This is a genomic window from Rhodococcus sp. P4_C10 (assembly GCF_056402135.1).
On the sequence record NZ_JBFUHZ010000003.1, the window covers coordinates 29,534 to 49,913 of the forward strand.

A 20,380-nucleotide genomic window follows, 5' to 3' on the forward strand; every position below is an offset into this window, starting at 1 on the left:
TCAGAGCCAGAAGCGCATGAGGTAGTTGCCGTACTGGGCCCACTCAGCGGGCACCCCGGACAGGCCGAACAGCCCGTAGATCGCGTCGAAGAAGACGATGTTGATCGCGGGCACGAACAGCAGGGCGACCAGGAACAGCAGGCCGAGGCCCTTGAACTGGTCGAGCGAGCGCCGGGTCCGGGGCGACAGCGAGGGCTCGAGGGCGGTGTAGCCGTCGAGGCCGGGTACCGGGATCAGGTTCAGCACCGTCGCCATCACCTGGAGGAACGCCAGGAAGCTGAGCCCGTACCAGAACACCGGGTGGGTGCCGACGTCTGCGAACAGCCGGATCACCGCCAACAGCACCACCGCCGAGAGCGCGTTCGCGGCGGGGCCGGCCAGCGCGATCCGGCGCGCCGCGCCGGCCGGCAACAGGTCGATGCGCAGGTACACCGCGCCGCCCGGCAGGCCGATGCCGCCGATCGCGATGAACAGCACGGGCAGCCCGATCGACAGCAGCGGATGGCTGTACTTGAGCGGGTTCAGGGTGAGGTAGCCACGGGCCGCCACCTCGTCGTCGCCGTACCGCCACGCCGTGTACGCGTGCCCGAACTCGTGCAGGCACACGGTGACCACCCAGCCCGCGACGACGAGCAGGAAGACCCCGACGTTCGCCAGCGTCGACCGCGGCTCCGCCTGCCAGGCGAGCACGCCGCCCGTGACCGCGATCGCGACCACCCCGAGGAACACGGGGCTCGGTCGGACCGCGGCCCGTCGGGTGGAGGCGCCGGGGAATGTCATAGGCCCAGTATCGCCCGTGGGTGGTGCGTCATCCGGTATCCATGGATCAGCCGCGGACGAGCAACCACTCCCGGGTGTCCCGGTAGAAGCTCGACCGTTTGAGCGCCCGCGGCGTGGTCACCCCGTCGCGGGTCACCACCGCCCCGACCGCGCCGAGCTGGATCGCCCGTCCCGGTGACCATCTGGTCGGCAGGAACGCCCACCGGCGCGCGACGCCCGCGCGCAGGCCCGGCATCTCGAGGGTGGGGGTGATCCGCAGCGTCGGCACGGTCCCGGAGAACAGCCGGGTCGAGTCGATGTAGGCCTCGCCGACCAGTTCGGCGCCTTCCGGGCCGGTCACGGTGGCCTCGCCGACCAGCGCGGTGCCCGCGTCGTCGCGGATCAGCGGCACGGTTCGCGCCCGGCCGTGCCGTGCCAGTTCGGCTGCGCGGTCGCCGACCGGCAGCCCGTACAGCCGGGTCGCGGCAGACCGCGTCGGGCTCACGTAGGCGAGTTCGACGTGCAGTCGGTCGCTGCGCATCAGCCGGGTCAGGGCCGCGGCCAGGGCGCCGTCGCCGCCCACCACCACCAGCCGGGGAGCGCCCGGGCCGGCGTCGTCGAACTGCGGGAGCAGGGTGTCGAAGTCGGGCTTGGCGGGCACCGCGGGCGCCGTCACGGCGGGCAGCTGCGCCAACGGCCCGGGCACCGTCACGTCTCCACAGGCAAGCACGATGGTGGTCACAGGGTCAGCTCCCGGTCGGTGTGAATGTCGCGGTGGTCCGCCCCGACGATACGAACGTCGCGCGCGGCCGGCGACACCGGTGGCCCGGAACCGCGGAAGTTCCGCAGATCAGGTAGCGCAATACGCGTGTGCGGCGGGCCGAAGAGTCCTAGCGTTGAACGGTGTAGTCGCTACGCCCTCGCGTGGCTACGCCATCTAGTCGCTACCGACATCGGAGTGCACGATGCAGATCACCGAGATGCAGCTCAACGAATTCTCGCGGGCACGATCCCGCACCCACGCCCGCGTCACCAGGTTCTGTCGGTCCGGTCTCGCGGCGGTGGTCACCGAACTGCGTCGCGACGGTGCCGCCGAGACCTCGGAGGAACTGGCCGCCGCCCGCACGCTGCTCGCGTTGGGGATCGGCCAGATGTCCACCCTGACGTCGCTGCACGAGCACCCGTTCCAGGTGCAGCCCGTGTTCGGCGAGCAGGAGGTGCATGCGGACATCGGCCGGTTCGTCGCACACCCGGACCGGGTGCAGGTCTCCGCGGACCTGCCCGCGGACGCGCCGCACGGACCGGTGCGGATCGTCTGGTTCAACATGGACTCCCTGGTCGGCGGGACGCAGACCGTCGAACCGCACCTCGAGGGCGACGGGTCGTACCGGGCCGAGAGCGAGGTCCAGTCGGGTGTCGGCGTGGTGGTCGCGGGGCTGGTCCCGGCGGTCGACGAGGGTCAGGTCCGGGCCGGGTTCGCACTCGTCGCGGAGTGAGCGCGGCCGGCCCGGGTGGCGCCGGATGCCGGAGTGCCGGGGACGGGACACCTTGTCCCGAGAAATGTCGGGCCAGGTCATAGACTCGGCAGATGGTCGTTGCATGGTCCACGGTGAACCGTGATGCGCAACTGCACACGGTGATGTCGGCTCTTCGCAACCGACGCGGCCCGTGGGGGGCCGTGCTGACAGGTGACGCCGGGGTGGGGAAGACAACGTTGGCCCGCGACGCCGTCGAGGCGTTTGCGCCGCAGAGCCGGTGGGCGGCGGGCACCGAATCCGCACGCAGCGTTCCGTTGGGGGCGTTCGCGCACGTGGTCGGGGTGTCCAGTCCGATGGAACCGGCGTCGGTGCTGCGCGCGGCCCGGGCACACCTGCAGGAGCTCGGCACCGACGTCGTGATCGGCGTCGACGATGCGCACCTGCTGGACAAGCTCTCCGCCACCTTCGTGCATCAGCTGGCGGTCAATCGCATTGCGCCCCTAGTGGTTACCGTGCGCAACGGGGAGCAGGTGCCGGATGCGGTCACCGCCCTGTGGAAGGACGGGTTGCTCGAGCGGGTGGAGCTCGCGCCGTTCACGCTGGACGAGACCAGGGCGTTGGTGCAGTCGGTGCTCGGCGCGCCGGTCGAGGAGTCCAGCGTCAAGCGAATCCACCTGATGTCGGAGGGCAATCCGCTGTTCCTGCGGCACGTCGTCGACGGTGCGGTCGAGGTCGGGCGGCTGCGTGAGGTCGCCGGGGTGTGGCAGCTGCGCGGCGAGACGGTCGTCAACCCGCACCTGAGCACGCTGATCGAGGCGCGCATCGACCACCTGGACCCGGCATTGCGACACGTGTTGGAGCTGTTGGCCTTCCAGGAGCCGTTGTCGCTGGAGGTGCTCTCCACGCTGAGCGACCCCGCGACGGTGGAGGCAGCCGAGAGCGCGGGGCTGATCCGGGTGCGTCAGCGCGACGACACCGGGCTGACGGTGAAGCTCGCGCACCCGCTGTACGGCGAGGTGGTGCGCGCCGGCACCGGCGTCCTGGCGGCCCGGAGGCTCCGCGGCGAGCTGGCCCGGCAGATCGCCGCGCACCCGCCCGCCCACGTCAGCGACCGGATCCGGCTGGCGGCGCTGGCGTTGGACAGCGACTCGCCCCCCGAGCCCGACCTGCTGATCTCCGCGGCCAGCGCGGCGCTCACCCTCGGCGAGCTGGAGTTGGGGGAGCGGCTGGCCCGGGGCGCGATGGCGATGGGGGCCGGGTTCGCGGCGGCCCTGCCGTTGGCGAACACCTTGGCCTGGCAGGGACGTGGCGCCGAGGCGGAGGCCGTGCTGGGGCCGATCGACACCACGAACCTGGGCGAGTTCGACCTGCTGCTGTGGTGCCTGCCGCGCGCGGCGAATCTGTTCTGGATGCTGGGCAGGCCCGCCGACGCGGCCGCGGTGATGGACTCGACGCGCGCCCGGCTGACCCACCCGTCGGCGCTGAACCTGGTGGACGCGCTGGAGGCGATGTTCGCGGTGTACACCGTCCAGGCCGGGGCGACCGCCCAGATCTACGACGTCATCGACTCGCCGCACGCGCTGCCGCTGGCGACGGCCTGGGCCGGTGCCAGCGGCGCCCTCGCCACCGCGTACCTGGGCCGGTTCGACGAGGTCGAGCCGTTCGCGGTGCGGGGGCTGGCGGCCGCGGCGCAGTCCGAGAGCGGGAATCTGCGCTTCACCATCGGACTCGGCCAGGTGTACACGCACAGCATGCGGGGCGACTTGGGCGCCGCGGCGGCCATGGCTCGTGAGTACGCCGACTACGCGGAGATGCAGCAGCCGGGGCGCTCCCTCGGCGGGGTGCTGCTCGGGCGCGTGTACTACCTGCAGGGTGCGCTGTCGGCGGCGGAGACGGAATTCCGTCAGGCCGCCGCGGTCCTCGAGGGCACCGGGTACTCGTGGGCGTTCCTGTCGGCGGCGTTCCTGTGCCAGACCCTCGCGGCGCGAGGCCTGGCCGTCGAGGCGCAGGAGGCGTTGATCCGGGCCGAGCGGCTCTTCGGCGCCAACACCGAGTTGTTCCGGTCGGACCTCGAGGTGACCCGTGCCTGGGTGGCGGCTGTGGTGGGCGGCCCCCCACGCGCGGACCGGGGCCCGGGTCGCGGCGGCGGCGGACCAGCTGGCGCAGGAGGCGTTGTGCCTGTACCTGGCGGCCCGCTTCGGCGACGGCAGTGTCGCCGACCGGCTCGGGCAGATCGCCGCGCGCGTGGACAGCCCCCTGATCTCGATGGGTGCCGCGCACGCCCGGGCGGTGGCCGACCGGGACGGGGCCCGACTCGACGTACTCGCCGGCAAGCTGGAGGCCGTGGGCGCGCTGCTGGCGGCGGCCGACGCCTGGGCGCAGGCCGCGACGGCACACGCCGCGGCGGGCAACCGCCGCGCGGAGCTGGCGTCCACCGCGTCGGCCAAGCGGCTGGCGGAGCGCTGCGACGGGGCGTCGACCCCGGCGCTGACGGCGGTCTCGAACCCGCTCCCACTGACCGGCCGGGAGCTCGAGGTGGCGTCGATGGTCGCGCAGGGGCTGTCCAACAAGGAGATTGCCGAGCAGTTGGTGGTCTCGGTGCGCACCGTGGAGGGCCACATCTACCGGTCCTGCACCAAGCTCGACGTGCCGGACCGGTCGGCGCTGGCCGCCGCGGTCCGGATCGAGGGCAGGTAGCCCACTACCCGCGCGGGAGTCCGTCACCTCGGCAAGACTGATGGGGAGCGACGGCGATCTGCGAGTCCAGGAGGGAATGGCGATGATGCGGCGTTCGCGTCCCGCGGGACCGGACCCGGCGCGTCTGGGCGGGGCGAAGTTTGCGCCCCCACCGGTGCGTGCCGCCGAGCCGGTGGTGTTCGAGACCGTTCCCTTCCGCACCACCGAGTCGCCGCCGCGTCAGCTGAACCTGCGGCACGTGGTCTCCGGCCCGCGACCGACCCGGGGGCCCGTGCTGATGATCGCGGGCACGAGTGTGCGGGCGAACATCTTTTCGCCGCCGACCGAGGACACCCTGCCGGGAATGCTGTCCCGGGCCGGGTTCGACGTGTGGATCTCGAACTGGCGGGCCAGTTTCGAATTCGCGCCGAGCCGGTTCTACCTCGACGACGCCGCGGTCCACGACCACCCGGCGGCGGTCGCGACGGTGCTCGCGGCGACCGGTGCGCAGACCCTCAAGGCCGTCGTGCACTGCCAGGGGTCCACCAGTTTCATGATGTCCCTGATCGCGGGGCTCGTGCCGGAGGTGACCACCGTGGTGAGCAACTCGGTGGCGCTGCACCCGCAGTTCCCCACCCTGGCGTTCCTGAAACTGCCCCTGGCCGTGGCCACCTTCGGGAAGGTCATGCCGTACTTCAACCCGCAGTGGGGCCTGCACGCATCCGGGTTCTGGCCCAAGGTGTTCGACTGGGCGGTGCGGGCGACGCACCACGAGTGCAACAACGCGGTGTGCAAGCACACCAGCTTCACCTACGGCAGCGGCTTCCCGACGTTGTGGTCCCACGAGAACCTCGACGAGGCCACGCACGAGTGGATCAAGGGTGAGTTCGGATTCGTCCCCGTCACCTTCTTCGAGCAGATGGAGAAGTGCGCGCTGCACGGAAGGCTGATGTCGATGGGCGTCTACGACGAACTGCCGGAGGACATGCTGGCCCAGCCGCCGCAGACCGACGCCCGGTTCGTGTTCATGACCGGCGACCAGAACCGGACGTTCCTGCCGTCGGGCATGGCGAAGACCTTCGACTACTTCGAGGCCATCGCGCCGGGGCGCCACGTCTTCCAGCAGATGGCCGGGTACGGCCACCTCGACGTGTTCCTCGGCCGACATGCGGCCCGCGACGTCTTCCCGTTCATCGTCGACGAACTGGGCAGGGACTGACATGCCGCGCTCGCTGCTGTGGAGCCACCTGGTGCTGCTCGGATGCGCCTCCCTGCTCGCGGGGTCGGCCGTCGCGGCCGCGCTGACACCGGGCGGCAGCGGCCCACGGCCACTGCCCGACGGCGTGTTCCTGGCCGTGTCGCTGCTCGCGTTGGTGACCGGGCTGCTGATGGCAGGGACGGAATGGCTCAGCGGACTGGGCTGGCCGCCGCGGGTGGCGGTGGTCGCCGGGCTGGTGGCGATGGCCGTTGCCTACCAGTCGGATTCGCTGGGTGCGGTCGCGGTGGCGGCGTGGTGCGTTCAGTGGTGTGCGGTCGCGTACTGGTTCTACCGGCTGGCCTTCGACGCGAGGGCGGACCGGTGACCGGGGCGGGCGGGGCGACCGGTGTCCGCTTCGACGAGGTGATGACCGGCCGGCTCGCGCTCGGGGAGACGGACCCGCGGGCCGGATACCGCAGCCCCGGCGCGGTGGGGGTGGTGTTGCGCGGCCGGATCCGGATCGCGGACGTCGACGCCTTTCTCGACGACCCCGCGCACGGCGCGGAACTGCTGGGGGACGTGGACATCCCGGTGCTCGGTGGCCGGTTCGAGTCGGAGGCGGGCCGGTTCGGGCTGTTCGTGCCGAGCGGCAGTGCCCGGCTCACCCACATGGTCTACCAGTCGCGGGTGCTGATCGACGGCCGACCGCACTGGTTCCACGGGCACAAGGAGATTCGGGTCGCCGGCCCGTGGCGGCTGTGGCCGGCGACCACCACCCTGCTGGTGACGCTGCACGACGGGGCAGGGCAGGCCGAGGACGCCGGACCGGTGGTCGGCGCGGGGGTGCTGCGACTGCGGCCGACGGACTTCCTGTCGCTGCTCGGCTCGCTCCGGGCCACCGGCGGCGCGACGGTGCGTCGGCGCTGGTCGGCCCGCGGCCGGTTCGCCGCCTTCTTCGCCGGGGGCCTGGTCTCGACGTACCTGCTCCGGAGGCGGGCATGAGCGGGCGGGGGAGGGTGGCGGCGAGCTACGACGTGGTGATCGTGGGCAGCGGGTTCGGGGGTGCGGTGGCGGCGTGCCGGCTGTCCGCGGCGGGGCGCAGCGTCCTGGTCCTCGAACGCGGGCGCCGTTGGGACCCGGCGACTTTCCCCCGTCGGCTCCGCGACCCGTGGCTCTTCGACGGCCGGGTTCCGCACCGGCGCAACGGCTGGCTGGAGGTGCGCTGGCTGGACCAGATGCTGGTGGGACTGGGTGCCGGGGTGGGTGGCGGGTCGTTGATCTACGCCAACGTGTGCATCGACGCCCGGCCGGAGACCTTCCGATCGGGTTGGCCGTCGGCGATCACGGCGGCGGAACTCGAGCCGCACTACCGGGCGGTCGGCGAGATGCTGCGGCCGACCACGGTTCCGGAGGGCCAGCACCCGGCGCGGCTCGACCTGATGCGCAGGGCGGCCGGCAAACTGGAGGACGGTGCGCGATTCCGGAAGGTGCCGCTGGCCGTCAGCTTCCGGGAGGACCTGGTGCTCGACGGCGCGGCACCGCCCGGACTCGGGGCGTCGATGGAGTTCCTCAACGCGCACGGCGTGCGGCAGGGCACCTGCGTGCACTGCGGCAGCTGCGATGTCGGCTGCCCGGTCCGGGCGAAGAACACCCTGGACATGAACTACCTTGCCGAGGCAGAGAATTCGGGGAACGCGACGATCTCGCCGCTGTCACTGGTCCGGACCCTCTCGCGGGAGCCGGGCGGTGGCTGGCGGGTGCACTACGACCACCTGGAGGACGGGCGCCGGCGGCCCGACTCGGTGGTGGCCCGGCGGGTGATCCTGGCGGCCGGTTCCCTCGGGACCACCGAGTTGCTGCTGCGCGCGCGGGACGACTACGGCACGCTGCCCGGGCTGCCGCGGGCGCTCGGCCGGGGGTGGAGCTCGAACGGGGACTTCCTCACCCCGTCCCGGCACCGTGGCCAGGTGGTTGCGCCCACCGTCGGACCCACCATCACCTCGGCAATCGACCACCTCGACGGGGATCGTGGCCGCAGGTACTTCGTGGAGGACGGCGGTCTCCCGAACCTGTTCCGGAACGCGTACGAGGCACGGCTGCGCGAAGGCGGCGGCACGTCGTGGCAGCGCTGGTACTGGGAAAGGCTCGCCAGGGCAGGTGAACTCCGTACGGTGATGCCCTGGTTCGGGCAGTCGATCGACGCGGCGGACGGGGTGTTCCGGCTGCGGCGGTCCCGGGTGCGTCCGCGGCGCAAGGTGATGAAACTGAACTGGAACCCTTACCGAACCGAGACGGTCATCGTCGCGATGGCGGCCGAGCACGAGCGGTTGGCGAAGGCGACCGGGGGCGAGGTGCTGCCGCTCGCGAGCTGGAAGTGGCTCCGCGCCCTGGCGACGCCGCATCCGCTCGGCGGGTGCAACATGGCCGCCGCGCCGGGGGCCGGCGTCGTCGACCACGCGGGAAGGGTGTTCGGTCACGACGGGTTGTACGTGATGGACGGTTCGGTCATCCCCAGGGCGATAGGCAGGAACCCCTCGAAGACGATCGCCGCGGTCGCCGAGCGGGCGGTCGCGTTGCTGCTCGAGGAACCGGAGCGGCGGATCGAGTAGTCGCCTACGGGTGTCCGTGTCGGTCCCTGGTGGCATGCTTGAACCCGAGGCGGAAGACATTCGTGGTGCGGATGAATCCGAGGTGAGTGGCGATGACAACCGTGACAGTCACGATGGTCAACACGACCAACGAGGAACTGCTGCTCGACCCCGTCGAGTTCGGCTACCCGCTGCCGCCGGGTCTGGAGCGACGCAAGGCCCCCAACCGGGTCGGTCCGCACGCTTCGGGCGAGTTCGTGATGCGCCGCGGTCTGAGCTTTCTGCTCGGTGGAGACGCGGACCGCCCGATCTACGTTCAGGTCGACGGCGCGGTCTGGTCGACCCCGGCCTGCGTGGTGCGGTCCAACGCCGGGGAGCGGGGGCTCGAGGTCCAGGTCAGTCCCGCGCCGTGGTTGCACGGCAACGGGCGGCACGGGCGCAAGCCGTCGCGCACACCCTGACGAGTGATTCGGCCGCGGACGGTGGTGCGCCACGGGGTGCGAGGTGGTCGCCGGAGCGGCATCGAGGGGCCTCCGGCCGCCGCCGCGGCGCGGGCCGAACGGGCCCGCGCCCGTACTGGACTCAGGTGCGTCACACCTCTGGACTAAACTGTCCTTCCGGCCACTGTCCACGGACGGCTGGCCTCTGCGCTGAGATGTGCAGACGCCCGTCAACCGTAGGAGACGTCATGCCGGCAATCGTCCTGATCGGAGCCCAGTGGGGCGACGAGGGGAAGGGCAAAGCCACCGACCTGCTCGGTGGTCGCGTGCAGTGGGTGGTTCGCTACCAGGGCGGCAACAACGCCGGTCACACCGTCGTGCTGCCCAATGGCGACAAGTTCGCGCTGCACCTGATCCCGTCCGGAATCCTCACCCCCGACGTGACCAACGTGATCGGCAACGGCGTGGTCGTCGACCCGGGCGTGCTGCTCACCGAGCTCGCGGGCCTCGAGGACCGTGGTGTGGACACCGACCGGCTGCTGCTCAGCGCCGATGCGCACCTGATCATGCCGTACCACGTGGCCATCGACAAGGTCACCGAGCGCTACCTCGGCAACCGGAAGATCGGCACGACCGGCCGTGGAATCGGCCCGTGCTACCAGGACAAGATCGCCCGCGTCGGGGTCCGCGCGGCCGACGTCCTGGACGAGAAGATCCTCACTCAGAAGGTCGAGGCGGCACTGGAATTCAAGAACCAGGTGCTGGTCAAGATCTACAACCGCAAGGCCCTCGACCCCCAGCAGGTCGTCGACGAGGTGCTCGCGCAGGCGGAGGGCTTCAAGCACCGCATCGCCGACACCCGGCTCCGGCTGAACCAGGCCCTCGACGCGGGCGAGACGGTGCTCCTGGAAGGCTCCCAGGGCACGCTGCTCGACGTCGACCACGGCACCTACCCGTACGTGACGTCCTCGAACCCCACCTCCGGCGGCGCCGCGGTGGGCTCGGGCATCGGCCCCACCAAGATCACCACGGTGCTCGGGATCCTCAAGGCGTACACCACGCGCGTCGGCTCCGGTCCGTTCCCGACGGAGTTGTTCGACGAGTTCGGCGAGTACCTGGCGGACAAGGGCGGGGAGGTCGGCGTGACCACCGGTCGCGGCCGCCGCACCGGCTGGTTCGACGCGGTCATCGCCCGGTACGCCACCCGCGTCAACGGCATCACCGACTACTTCCTCACCAAGCTGGACGTGCTCTCCAGCCTCGAGACCATCCCGATCTGCGTCGCATACGACGTGGACGGCGAGCGGGTCGAGGAGATGCCGATGTCGCAGACCGGCGTGCACCACGCCAAGCCGATCTACGAGGAGATGCCCGGCTGGTCCGAGGACATCTCGGCCGCCCGCACCTTCGAGGACCTGCCGGCCAACGCGCAGGCGTACGTGCTGCGACTCGAGGAGCTCTCCGGCGCGTACATGTCGTGCATCGGCGTCGGCCCCGGCCGCGACGAGACCATCGTCCGCCGGGACGTTCTGCGCTGACCTCAGCGTCGACACAATCGGCACCGACAACCCTGCCCCGCGTACCCGTACGCGGGGCAGGGTTGTCTCCGGAGGTGTTGTCCCTGCGTTCAGCCGACCAGCAGCTCGGCCCGCCCGATGTGCAGCGGACGCTCGGTGGCCGTCGGCAGCCCACACTCCGCGGCCCGCTCGTGGGCCCCGGTGGTCGGCAGCACCGCCTGCACGGTGACGGTCAGCGACCGCGGGTCCCACCGCCGTGCGGGCGCGAGGATCTGCACCAGCGCGGTGACGTCGAAGGTGAACCCGACCGCGGCCGTCCCCGGCCCCGGGTCGGCGTCGAGGCCGAACGCCGCGAAGGTGCCGGCCAGGTGCTGGTCCGGGAGGGCATCGGCGGTCGGGTCGGGGGCGTTGAGGTACACCTGGTAGGCGACGCCGGGGGTGCGGTCCGCAGCGAGTCCGTCGACGGCGAGCAACACCGCCCCGAAGCCCGCGGCGGCGGCGGTCTCCGGCGCGTGCGCCACCGTTTCCAGACAGCTGTCGGGGACGACGAGTTGCGTGGTGACCCGATCCGTCACCTCGAACGGGCCGTCGGTGGCGGCGACGCGCATCGGTGTCGGCGCGACGGCGACCAGGCGCCGCGAGGACGCCGACGCCTGCGGCTGGTCGTCGTAGCGGTAGCCGAGTTGCTCGGTATGGTCGAGGACGTCGCCGACCCGGCAGCGCACCGGCGTCCCGGTCGGGTCGAAGAATTCGAACTCCGCATCGATCCAGGCCGGGTCCGACGGATTCGAGTGGCGTTCGAGCCACTGCACCCACAGCCGGTCGAGGTTTGCGTGATGCAGCCAGTACACGGGGTCGAGGGCGCCGCGGACGGCGCTGCTCATCAGGGCGCCGGGCTCCGAGTCGCACCCGCTGCCGCCCACCGCGACGCGGACGCTGCCGTGCGGCACGTTTTCGAGCTGACCGGAGAACCCGGTGCGGTTCGGCTCCGCGAACGACGGCTGCCACATGGCGGTGAACGTGGAGGTGATGCTCGGGCTCAACGCGGCGCCCGCCATCACGTCGGCGTTGCGCAGCGGGGACGGCAGGGCCAGAGGGTTCGGCGAGCCGTCCGGCAGCCGGAGGCCGGTGTCGCGGAACGGGTGTGGCAGCGCGTTCTGCGGGGCAGGGTTGCCGTAGTTCCAGTAGGGCAACGCGAAGTCGGTGGGCCCGCCGTTGGCGGCGACGGTGTCCCGGACGATCAGCTCGAAGTAGTGCAGGTGCATCCGGTGCCAGGGTAGGAAGAACCAGTTGCCGTGGCCGCTGCTCGCGGCGCCCGCGGCGGCGACGGCGGCGTCGAAACGCGCTCGTAGCCCGGCCTGGAAGGCCCAACTGGTGGGGTCGTGCGCCGGCCGCGACTGCATGGTCCGCACCGCCTCTGCGTAGGCCAGCAGGGTCGGGTCCCAGGACGCGTCGGTGCTCAGCCGCCAAACGTTGCGGCGGACCCGTGGCAGCGGGTCCGCCCCTCGGCTCTCCGCCGTCGCCTGCAGGCGGTCCAGGTGCAACACGATCTCCGGTCCCGCCACGTCCGTCGCGCTCGCCTCCGGCTCACCGAGCACCGTGACCTTGAACCGGCGGACGGCGGCGGCGGTCTCCGCGCAGTAGGTCGGTGCCAGGTCCTGTGCGGGCAGGCAGTGCGGGTCCCAGTTGCGCAGCGCCGTCTGCAGCTTGCCGACCGCGTCCCCCGACGCGTTGCGGGCAGTCGACATGCGGTCGAGTCCGCCGGCGATTGCGGTCAGCACGTCGTCGCCATGGAACAGGACAGAACAGATCATCAACAGGCTCCCCGGCATTTCTGGGACAGGTGCGGTTCCGCAGTTCCTCAATCTTGGTGCTGGACCCGTCCGCGGTCGCGCGTAGTGGACTACCTGTTACGCCGCGGGCCGGGTGGAAGCGCTCCGACGGCGTTTCGGGCCTGGGAGAGGCTTTGCGGTGCGCCAGGGTCCCGGTAATGCGCTTCCGGACGGCCGCTCGTCGAATTCCGGTGATTCCGAGGCGGTGTCGGCGACGGTAAGGACGGTCTGCCGATGTTCGGCACCCCCGCCCAGGGGGCGCGGAGGCCTCGCAGCCGGGGGGACTAGAAGAGCGTCGGCTCGTCGAAACCCGGCACGTGCTCGAGGGCGAGCAGCACGCGCTTGGTGACGGCGCCGCCGTGGGCGGAGAACCCGCCGACCTTGCCGCCGGCGGCAAGCACCCGGTGGCACGGGACCAGCAGCGGAATCGGGTTGCGCCCCAACGCCTGTCCGACGGCTTGCGCCGCGCCGGGGCTGCCGACCCGGTCGGCCACCTGCCCGTAGGTGAGGGTGGACCCGGCCGTGATCGTCCTGGTCACGGCGTACACCCGCGCATCGAAATCGGGAACCTGGCTCAGGTCGAGCGGCACCTGAGCGCTGGGGTCCCGGCCGCTGACCAGCAACTCGGTGACGGCCTCGACGGCCCGCCGGCCGACGGCGTCCGGATCCGATTCGACAGCGGCAGGGAACTCGGCCCGGATCCGTTCTCGGGTGGCGACGTCGCTGCCCTCCGGCAACTGGACCCCGACCACGCCGCGATCGCCCCAGGCCAGTGCGCACCGCCCGATCGCGGTGTCGAAGAGGGTGTATCGGACGTCGGGCACGACCCCAGTATGCGTCAGGGGCGAGGAGTCGACCGGCGCATGCAGTCCAGTTGAGTGGAACTGGACCCCTTCAGTTGTGGGCCCGTTCTAGTGGTGCGGCGCGGACTTCGTCAGGAACTCGACGTTCTGCCGGGCCCGGACCGCCTCCAGGTCGTGGCGGGCGCGGGCGGCGTCGCGTTCCTCCGGAAGCACTCCGGCCAGCGGTGCAGCCGGGCGGAACTGCTCGAGCCGGAAGACCTGGCCGCCGTTCGAGCGGAGGGCGGCGAGGTAGAGCACGGCGGCGCCGAGGATGAGGGCGAGGATGGTCAGCGCGGGGATCATGTGCTCATCCTGCGGGCGACTGGACTTATTGCAAATATCCAGTTTTGTGTATCTGGACCCTTCGGCTCGCTGGGGTGTCGTCGCGGCACGGCGGCGAGGTGGTTCCCCGGCGCCGCCACCAGCTGGCATTGAAATCAATGGCCATTGACTCAATACTGGCCTCTATGGCAGTGAGAGTGCTCGGCGCAACAACCCTGGCCCGCGACCTCGGCAAGTGGCAGGGCGACCAGGGCCGGGGCGACGAACCGAGGGACGCGGACAGGGCAGGCGACGACCGGGGCGGCCGCCGCAGGCTGAGCGTGCCCGCGTACCGGGCGCTCGCGGACAGCGTGCGTCTGCTGGTCCTCGACGGCCGGATTCCGATCGGCGTCGCGCTGCCCAGCGAGCGCGACCTGGCGGCGGTCCTGGAGCTGAGCCGGACCACCATCACCTCGGCATACGCCGTCCTGCGCGAGGAGGGCTACCTGCAGAGCAGGCAGGGTTCGCGCAGCACCGTCGCGCTGCCGGCCGTCGTCGGCGGTGCGGGCCGGTCCGGGGGAGTGGTGCGGACCGCGGCGTCGCTCCGGGCGGTGTCCGCGGACGAGGAGGGCTCGGCGCCGCCGGTGGACCTGACCTGCGCCGCCATGTCCGCGGCCGTCCCGCAGGTGCAGGCCGCGTTCGCGTCGGCCCTGGAGGAACTGCCGGCGCACCTCGCCGGTCACGGGATGGAACCGGCCGGCATCGAGGTGCTCCGCAGGGCGGTCGCCGACCGCTACTGCCGACGCGGGCTGCCCACCGAGCCCGAACAGATCATGATCACCTCCGGCGCCCAGCAGGCGCTGGTGCTGCTCCTCGGGCTGCTCACCGCGCCCGGTGAGCGGGTGCTGATCGACCACCCGACCTACACCAACGCCATCGAGGCGATCAGGCGCGCGGGTGCCCGGCCGGTGCCGGTACCGCTCCGGCTGTCCGAACAGGGCTGGGATCTCGACGGAATCCGCAGCAGCGCAAGGCAAACCGCGGCCAGACTGGCCTACCTGATCCCGGACTTCCACAACCCGACCGGATTCTGCCTCGACGAGCCGGGCCGCGCGGAGCTGGTCGAGATCGCGCGCGAGACGTCGATGACGCTGATCGTCGACGAGACGATGACGGACCTGGGCCTCGACATGGACGCGCCGCCGCCGGTGGCCTCGTTCGCGCGGGGGCCGGGGCGTGCGCAGGTGATCACCGTCGGCTCGGCGTCCAAGGCGTTCTGGCCGGGACTGCGGATCGGCTGGATCCGGGCCGAGACGTCGATGATCGGGGCGCTGGTCGCGTCCCGGTCTGCCCAGGACCTGGGCACCGCGGTGCTGGAACAGCTGGCCACGGTACCGCTGATCGAGGGGGCGGAGCTGGTGCTGCCGCAGCGCCGCGAGCAGCTGCGCAGGCGGCGGGGCGCCCTGCTCGAGGCGGTGGCGGAGGAGCTGCCGCAGTGGCGGTGCCAGGTCGGCAGCGGCGGGATGGCGCTGTGGTTTCAGCTGCCCGCGCCGATGTCGACGGCGCTGGCAGCGACCGCGCCGTACCACGGGGTGCTGCTCGCCGCGGGTCCCCGTTTCGGCGTCGAGGGCGCCTTCGAGCGCTACGTGCGACTGCCCTACGCGCTCGACGAGGAGTCCCTGCGGGCCGGGGTGCGGGGCGTCGCCGCCGCGTACCGCGCGCTGGACGGCGGCGTCGAACGGGTGCGCCCGGCCATGGTGGTGTGAGGCATCCTTGTCGCAGCAGGACGCTCGGCCGGGGTGGCCCGGCCGAGCGTCTTGCCGTGCGGGGTGGAGCGGCTCAGCTCCAGATCGTGTCGATGTCGGTCGCGGTACGGGCCGGCGGCGCCGGCTCGTCGGTGGCGGTGCGCGAGAAGCGCGGCGCCGGGTAGTGCTGGGTGACGCCGTCGATCTCGACCAGCGACCCGCGGGCCGCGATGTGCGGGTTGTCCGAGGCCTCGGCGAACGTGAGCACCGGGGTGGCGCAGGCGTCGGTGCCGTCGAAGATCGCGGCCCACTCGTCGCGGGTCTTGGACAGGAAGCGCTCGGTGAACACCTTGCGCAGCTCGGGCCACGCCTTCGTGTCGTTCTGCGCGGGCAGTTCGGCCGGGTCCAGCTCGAGACCCTCGAGCAGCACCGCGTAGAACTGGCGCTCGATGGCGCCGACCGCCATGTACTTGCCGTCGGCGGTCTCGTAGGTGTCGTAGTACGGGGCGCCGGTGTCGAGCATGTTCACCCCGCGCTCGTCGGACCACACGCCCTGGCCGCGGAAGCTCCAGATCATGTGCGAGAGGGCGAGGGTGCCGTCCACCATCGCCGCGTCGACGACCTGGCCCTGGCCGGAGTTCTGCCGCTCGACCAGTGCGGCGAGGATGCCGAACAGCAGGAACATCGAGCCGCCGCCGAAGTCGCCGACCATGTTCAGCGGCGGCACCGGCCGCTCACCCTGACGGCCGATCGCGTGCAGCACGCCGGTCAGCGAGATGTAGTTGATGTCGTGGCCGGCGGACTGCGCCAGCGGGCCCTCCTGGCCCCAGCCGGTCATCCGGCCGTAGACCAGGCGCGGGTTGCGGGCGAGCGCCGCGTCGGGCCCGAGGCCCATCCGCTCGGTGACGCCGGGGCGGAAGCCCTCGATCAGCACGTCGGCGCGCTCGATCAGTCCCAGGACCTTCTCGATGTCGGCGGGGTCCTTGAGGTTCGCCTCGACGATGCGGCGCCCGCGCTGGGTCTGGTCGTGAGGCAGGTCGGGGCCGGGGATCATGCCGGCGCGCTGCACCCGGATCACGTCGGCGCCGAGGTCGGCGAGCAGCAGTGCGGCGTGCGGGCCGGGGCCGATCCCGGCGAGCTCGATGACTCGGACGCCCGCGAGGGGGCCCTTCCCCGACCCGGGCTGAGCGACGGGGGATGTAACGGCGGCGTCTTCGGCGGACACGGTTCTCCTCGTTCTGGGTCTGGCGTTCTGGGCATGGTGGGGCGTGTTGAACAGACGTTAACTTGATTCTGCGGTGGGGTGTGCCGCGGGTCACGGGTGGGCGGGGTATTGCCTGTTCCGCCGTCGCCGAGCACAGTGGAGCGATGACGTTCCCCGGTCGGCTCGTCGCGTTCATCGCCAGCACCGATCTGGACGTGTCGTCGATGTTCTACGTCGACACGCTCGGTCTCCGGCTCGTCGAGCGCACCCAGTTCGCCCTGGTCGTCGACGGGGGCGGCACCTACCTGCGGGTCACGCTGGTGCAGGCCAAGGAGGACACCGGGTACACGGTGCTCGGCTGGCAGCTCGACGACCTGGACGCCGGCGTGGACGAGCTGCGGTCCAAGGGGGTGGAGTTCACCCGGTACCAGGGCATGGATCAGGACGAGCACGACGCGTGGACCGCCCCCGACGGCACCCGCGTCGCCTGGTTCCGGGACCCGCACGGCAACGTGCTCTCGCTGCACCAGACGGCCGCGGGGCAGGCGTCAGCCCAGTAGCTCGCCCCACACGAAACCGGCCAGCAGGACCGCGAATCCGCCCATCTCCCCGACGATGAGCAGCGTCATCGACAGGTGCAGGCCGACGCCGCCGTGCGCGAACTGGTTGTCGGTGTCGCGCCGTGCGCCGTGCAATACGTAGCTGCCGATCGCCGAGACGAAGAAGAACACCGCCGTCGCCGCCGCGGTCAGGTTCAGCCAGGTCGGCCACGCGCTGAGCTCGACGAACACCGCGATGAGCAGCGTCGCAAACGAGTACATGAGGGCGGCGCGGTGCGCGATGTCGACGTACGGGTGCGCCAGGTGGTTCTCGGAGAGCGCCATCTGCCGGTACTTCCACACCCCGAGGCCGAGCGCCAGCAGGAAGAGGAGTCCGGCGGCGAGCAGCGTCAGCGTGGTGTCGATCCCCAGGTCCATCCGGACATTGTGGCCTGACCGCGGCGGCTGACCCGGTGTCCGGATCCGGTCTGGCACAGTGACGCCCGTGAGCACGGGCGCGGAGGTACTGGTCGGTCTGGCGATCGTGGTGGGGCTGGTGGGGATCGTGGTGCCGATCCTGCCCGGCGCGCTGCTGATCTTCGGGGCGATTGCGGTGTGGGCGATCGTCGAGGGCACGGGCAGCGCGTGGGCGGTGTTCGGTGTCGCCTCGGCCGCGCTGGTGGTGTCGGGCGTCGTCAAGTACACCTGGCCGGGACGCCGGATGCGCGACGCCGGGGTACCGACGCGGTCGCTGGTTGTCGGCGGGTTGCTCGGCATCGTCGGCTTCTTCGTGGTGCCGGTGATCGGTCTGCTGATCGGATTCCTGCTGGGCACCTACCTGGCCGAGGCGGGCCGTCGGCGCACCCATGCCGACGCCTGGCGTGCCACGGTGCACGCCACCAAGGCGGTGGGACTGTCGATGCTGGTGGAACTGCTCGGCGCCCTGGTCGCGGCCGGAATCTGGTTCGGCGCAGTCCTTCTCGCCTAGCTGTGGGCCGCTCTCAGCTGGGGGACGGGTCGGTCAGCCGGTACCAGGCGCGGGCGTTGCCGCTGAGCACGGCGTCCAGGTCGTCGCCGACTGCCTCGGTCACCAGGTCCAGGTCCGCGGCCTCGAAGGCCCGTCGCGCCCGGGTCCCGGGGAGGTCCGTGCCGAACATCAGCGCCGACGGGTTCACCGCGTGCAGGCGGCGCAGGGCGTCGCCGACGTCGTCGATGGTGGCCCGGCCGAACCCGGTGGCCTTGACCTTCGCGCCCCGGTCCACCAGGTCCAGCAGGTACGGCAGCCCGCGGGTGGACATGCCCAGATGGTCGATGCTCACCGCGGGGAGCTTCTTGAACACCGGTTCCAGGGACAGCAGCAGCGAGGCGTCCACGTAGAACTCGGCGTGCCAGCCGGCGAGGTCCCAGGCGCGCAGGGCCAGCGTCGTCAACAGCTTCATGTCGGTTGCGCTGCGCCGTAGGTTGAACCGCAACGCGCGGACCCCGGCCCGGTCCAGCGCGAGGATGTCCTCGTCGGTGGCGTCGGCGTCGAGTTGGGCGACTCCCACCCAGCCGGGACCCAGCTCCTGCAGGGCCGCGAACAGGTACGACTGGTCGGTGCCCTGGTACGAGGCGGTCACCACGGCGCCGCCGTCCACCCCGAATCCGTCGACGCGGGCGCGGTAGTCGGCGATGGTGAACGGCTCGGGGAGGTAGCCGTTGTTCTCGACCAGCGGGAACCGGGGATCGAGGATGTGAACGTGAGCGTCAAACACGATAAGAGCATGCCACCTGTGTGGGAAAACACTGCGGCGCCCGACCCGTGACGGGTCGAGCGCCGCAGTACCGTTCGGAAACTACTTCTTGGAAGCGCGCAGCATGTCCTCGCGCTCGACGACCTTGATGCGCTCGCGGCCCTCGGGCTCGCCGAGCGAACGCTCGTGGGCGTCGAGGCGGTACCAGCCGTCCCAGGTGGTGTAGGGGACCTGCTTCTCGTCGAGGAACTTCACCACTGCGTCCTCGTCGGGCTCGGCGGCGCCGACCAGGTCGGGGGCGTCCGCGAGCAGGTTCGCCACGGTCTCGTTGGCGTCACCCTTGGTGTGGCCGATGAGGCCGACGGGGCCGCGCTTGATCCAGCCCGTGACGTAGGTGCCCGCCAGTGGCGCGCCGTCGTCGCCGATGACGCGGCCGGCCTCGTTGGGGACCGTGCCGGCCTGCTCGTCGAACGGCAGCTTGGCGATGTTCTGCGAGAGGTAGCCGACGGCGCGGTAGACGGCCGTGACGTCCCAGTCGTTGAACTTGCCGGTGCCCTTGACGTTGCCGGTGCCGTCGAGCGCGGTGCGCTCGGTACGCAGACCGACGACCTTGCCGTCCTCGCCGAGGACCTCGGTGGGGGACTCGAAGAAGTGCAGGAACAGCTTGTGCGGGCGGTTGCCCACGTCGCGGATGGCCCAGTCCTGCAGGGTGTTCGCGACCATGTCGACCTGCTTGGAGCCGCGGCGGGCGGCCTCGGAGCCCTCGTCGTAGTCGATGTCCTCGGGGTCGACGATGACCTCGATGGTCGGGGAGTGGTCGAGTTCGCGCAGTTCGAGCGGGGTGAACTTGGCCTGCGCGGGTCCGCGGCGTCCGAAGACGTGGACCTCGACGGCCTTGTTGTTCTTGAGGCCCTCGTAGACGTTGGCCGGGATCTCGGTCGGCAGCAGTTCGTCGCCGGTCTTGGCGAGGACCCGCGCGACGTCGAGGGCGACGTTGCCGACGCCGAGGACGGCGACCTTCTCGGCGTCGAGGGGCCACTCGCGGGGCACGTCGGGGTGGCCGTCGTACCAGGAGACGAAGTCGGCGGCGCCGTAGCTGCCGTCGAGGTCGATGCCGGGGATGTCGAGGGCGCGGTCGGCGTTGGCGCCGGTGGAGAAGATGACGGCGTCGTAGTAGCGACGCAGGTCTTCGAGGTTGATGTCGGTGCCGTAGTCGATGTTGCCGAGCAGGCGGACCTGGTCCTTGTCGAGCACCTTGTGCAGGGCGGTGATGATGCCCTTGATGCGGGGGTGGTCGGGCGCGACGCCGTAGCGGATCAGGCCGAAGGGGGCCGGCATGCGTTCGAAGAGGTCGATCGAGACGCCGCGGCCGGCGGCGGTATCGGATTTCATCAGGGCGTCGGCGGCGTAGATGCCGGCCGGACCGGCCCCGACGATGGCCACGCGCAGTGGGCGGGCGAGGTTCTGAGTCATCGGAAACGAACTACCTTTTCGATTAGCGGACAGGCGGCGCGGTGCTCTGGATCAGGCAAAGGTGGAGAGCTTTCAGCTTAAGCTAAGCCCTGCCT

At 71.3% G+C, this 20,380-nt stretch carries 23 protein-coding genes; 11 read left to right on the plus strand and 12 right to left on the minus strand.

Features of this window, described 5'->3' with window-relative positions; genetic code table 11:
- The gene (locus AC1DWC_RS02485) at positions 1–780 is read right to left on the minus strand and encodes a site-2 protease family protein (RefSeq protein WP_477905861.1); all 780 of its coding nucleotides are present in this window, start codon (positions 778–780) and stop codon (positions 1–3) included.
- Between the two features lie 46 nt (positions 781–826).
- Entirely contained in the window at positions 827–1,501 is a 675-nt protein-coding gene (locus AC1DWC_RS02490) for a hypothetical protein (RefSeq protein WP_477905863.1), read from the minus strand.
- 223 nt (positions 1,502–1,724) lie between these two features.
- On the opposite strand from AC1DWC_RS02490, the gene AC1DWC_RS02495 reads away from it, so the two are divergent.
- Positions 1,725–2,255 (plus strand): hypothetical protein, encoded by a 531-nt coding sequence (locus AC1DWC_RS02495; RefSeq protein ID WP_072846153.1) that lies wholly within the window; start codon positions 1,725–1,727, stop codon positions 2,253–2,255.
- Between the two features lie 482 nt (positions 2,256–2,737).
- Here the strand turns inward: AC1DWC_RS02495 and AC1DWC_RS02500 are convergent, their stop codons facing one another.
- From AC1DWC_RS02500 to AC1DWC_RS02510, 3 genes are all read right to left on the minus strand, one after another.
- Positions 2,738–3,067: a hypothetical protein gene (locus AC1DWC_RS02500; RefSeq protein WP_477905865.1), complete on the minus strand. Its 330-nt coding sequence runs from the start codon at positions 3,065–3,067 to the stop codon at positions 2,738–2,740.
- 131 nt (positions 3,068–3,198) lie between these two features.
- Positions 3,199–3,762 carry a hypothetical protein gene (locus tag AC1DWC_RS02505; protein WP_477905866.1) on the minus strand — a complete coding sequence of 188 codons (564 nt, stop codon included), beginning with the start codon at positions 3,760–3,762 and terminating at the stop codon, positions 3,199–3,201.
- 27 nt (positions 3,763–3,789) lie between these two features.
- Entirely contained in the window at positions 3,790–4,020 is a 231-nt protein-coding gene (locus tag AC1DWC_RS02510) for a hypothetical protein (RefSeq protein ID WP_477905868.1), read from the minus strand.
- Positions 4,021–4,781: 761 nt separating this feature from the next.
- Between AC1DWC_RS02510 and AC1DWC_RS02515 the strand changes: the two genes are divergently transcribed.
- From AC1DWC_RS02515 to AC1DWC_RS02545, 7 genes are all read left to right on the plus strand, one after another.
- Positions 4,782–4,934 (plus strand): response regulator transcription factor, encoded by a 153-nt coding sequence (locus AC1DWC_RS02515; RefSeq protein ID WP_477906020.1) that lies wholly within the window; start codon positions 4,782–4,784, stop codon positions 4,932–4,934.
- Positions 4,935–5,016: 82 nt separating this feature from the next.
- Positions 5,017–6,132 (plus strand): hypothetical protein, encoded by a 1,116-nt coding sequence (locus AC1DWC_RS02520; RefSeq protein WP_477905870.1) that lies wholly within the window; start codon positions 5,017–5,019, stop codon positions 6,130–6,132.
- A 1-nt stretch (position 6,133) separates the two neighbouring features.
- The gene (locus AC1DWC_RS02525; RefSeq protein WP_072846155.1) at positions 6,134–6,496 is read left to right on the plus strand and encodes a hypothetical protein; all 363 of its coding nucleotides are present in this window, start codon (positions 6,134–6,136) and stop codon (positions 6,494–6,496) included.
- Positions 6,493–7,113, plus strand: coding sequence for a hypothetical protein (locus AC1DWC_RS02530; protein ID WP_477905872.1), 621 nt, complete (start codon positions 6,493–6,495; stop codon positions 7,111–7,113). Before AC1DWC_RS02525 ends, AC1DWC_RS02530 begins: the two co-directional genes overlap by 4 nt.
- Positions 7,110–8,720: a GMC oxidoreductase gene (locus AC1DWC_RS02535; protein ID WP_477905874.1), complete on the plus strand. Its 1,611-nt coding sequence runs from the start codon at positions 7,110–7,112 to the stop codon at positions 8,718–8,720. The genes AC1DWC_RS02530 and AC1DWC_RS02535 overlap by 4 nt, the downstream gene beginning before the upstream one ends.
- Before the next feature lie 92 nt (positions 8,721–8,812).
- Positions 8,813–9,160 carry a hypothetical protein gene (locus AC1DWC_RS02540; RefSeq protein WP_477842682.1) on the plus strand — a complete coding sequence of 116 codons (348 nt, stop codon included), beginning with the start codon at positions 8,813–8,815 and terminating at the stop codon, positions 9,158–9,160.
- A gap of 227 nt (positions 9,161–9,387) precedes the next feature.
- Positions 9,388–10,677, plus strand: coding sequence for an adenylosuccinate synthase (locus AC1DWC_RS02545; protein WP_072846159.1), 1,290 nt, complete (start codon positions 9,388–9,390; stop codon positions 10,675–10,677).
- Between the two features lie 89 nt (positions 10,678–10,766).
- Here the strand turns inward: AC1DWC_RS02545 and AC1DWC_RS02550 are convergent, their stop codons facing one another.
- The 3 genes from AC1DWC_RS02550 to AC1DWC_RS02560 all read right to left on the minus strand — a co-directional run bounded on the left by AC1DWC_RS02550 (position 10,767) and on the right by AC1DWC_RS02560 (position 13,633).
- The gene (locus tag AC1DWC_RS02550; protein ID WP_477905876.1) at positions 10,767–12,470 is read right to left on the minus strand and encodes a tyrosinase family protein; all 1,704 of its coding nucleotides are present in this window, start codon (positions 12,468–12,470) and stop codon (positions 10,767–10,769) included.
- Between the two features lie 302 nt (positions 12,471–12,772).
- On the minus strand, positions 12,773–13,312 hold the full coding sequence (locus tag AC1DWC_RS02555) for a methylated-DNA--[protein]-cysteine S-methyltransferase (protein ID WP_477905878.1): 540 nt from the start codon (positions 13,310–13,312) through the stop codon (positions 12,773–12,775).
- A gap of 87 nt (positions 13,313–13,399) precedes the next feature.
- Complete coding sequence (locus tag AC1DWC_RS02560; RefSeq protein ID WP_477641742.1) at positions 13,400–13,633, minus strand: hypothetical protein; 234 nt, start codon at positions 13,631–13,633, stop codon at positions 13,400–13,402.
- 164 nt (positions 13,634–13,797) lie between these two features.
- Between AC1DWC_RS02560 and yczR the strand changes: the two genes are divergently transcribed.
- Complete coding sequence (gene yczR, locus AC1DWC_RS02565) at positions 13,798–15,357, plus strand: MocR-like transcription factor YczR (RefSeq protein WP_477905880.1); 1,560 nt, start codon at positions 13,798–13,800, stop codon at positions 15,355–15,357.
- Positions 15,358–15,430: 73 nt separating this feature from the next.
- Here the strand turns inward: yczR and AC1DWC_RS02570 are convergent, their stop codons facing one another.
- Positions 15,431–16,561: a CaiB/BaiF CoA transferase family protein gene (locus tag AC1DWC_RS02570; protein ID WP_477905882.1), complete on the minus strand. Its 1,131-nt coding sequence runs from the start codon at positions 16,559–16,561 to the stop codon at positions 15,431–15,433.
- A 143-nt stretch (positions 16,562–16,704) separates the two neighbouring features.
- Here AC1DWC_RS02570 and AC1DWC_RS02575 point away from each other — a divergent pair, with 143 nt between their 5' ends.
- Complete coding sequence (locus AC1DWC_RS02575; RefSeq protein WP_477905884.1) at positions 16,705–17,100, plus strand: VOC family protein; 396 nt, start codon at positions 16,705–16,707, stop codon at positions 17,098–17,100.
- On the opposite strand, the gene AC1DWC_RS02580 is transcribed toward AC1DWC_RS02575, so the two are convergent.
- On the minus strand, positions 17,089–17,517 hold the full coding sequence (locus AC1DWC_RS02580) for a hypothetical protein (protein WP_477905886.1): 429 nt from the start codon (positions 17,515–17,517) through the stop codon (positions 17,089–17,091). The two genes, AC1DWC_RS02575 and AC1DWC_RS02580, sit on opposite strands and share 12 nt — an antisense overlap.
- Positions 17,518–17,584: 67 nt before the next feature.
- Here AC1DWC_RS02580 and AC1DWC_RS02585 point away from each other — a divergent pair, with 67 nt between their 5' ends.
- Positions 17,585–18,067 carry a DUF456 domain-containing protein gene (locus AC1DWC_RS02585; RefSeq protein ID WP_477905888.1) on the plus strand — a complete coding sequence of 161 codons (483 nt, stop codon included), beginning with the start codon at positions 17,585–17,587 and terminating at the stop codon, positions 18,065–18,067.
- A gap of 13 nt (positions 18,068–18,080) precedes the next feature.
- Here AC1DWC_RS02585 and AC1DWC_RS02590 read toward each other — a convergent pair whose 3' ends face one another.
- Both AC1DWC_RS02590 and AC1DWC_RS02595 read right to left on the minus strand, forming a co-directional pair.
- Positions 18,081–18,833, minus strand: a complete 753-nt coding sequence (locus AC1DWC_RS02590) for an amidohydrolase family protein (RefSeq protein WP_477842114.1) — start codon at positions 18,831–18,833, stop codon at positions 18,081–18,083.
- Positions 18,834–18,914: 81 nt separating this feature from the next.
- Positions 18,915–20,285 carry an FAD-dependent oxidoreductase gene (locus tag AC1DWC_RS02595; protein WP_072846170.1) on the minus strand — a complete coding sequence of 457 codons (1,371 nt, stop codon included), beginning with the start codon at positions 20,283–20,285 and terminating at the stop codon, positions 18,915–18,917.
- Between the last annotated feature and the right edge of the window lie 95 nt (positions 20,286–20,380).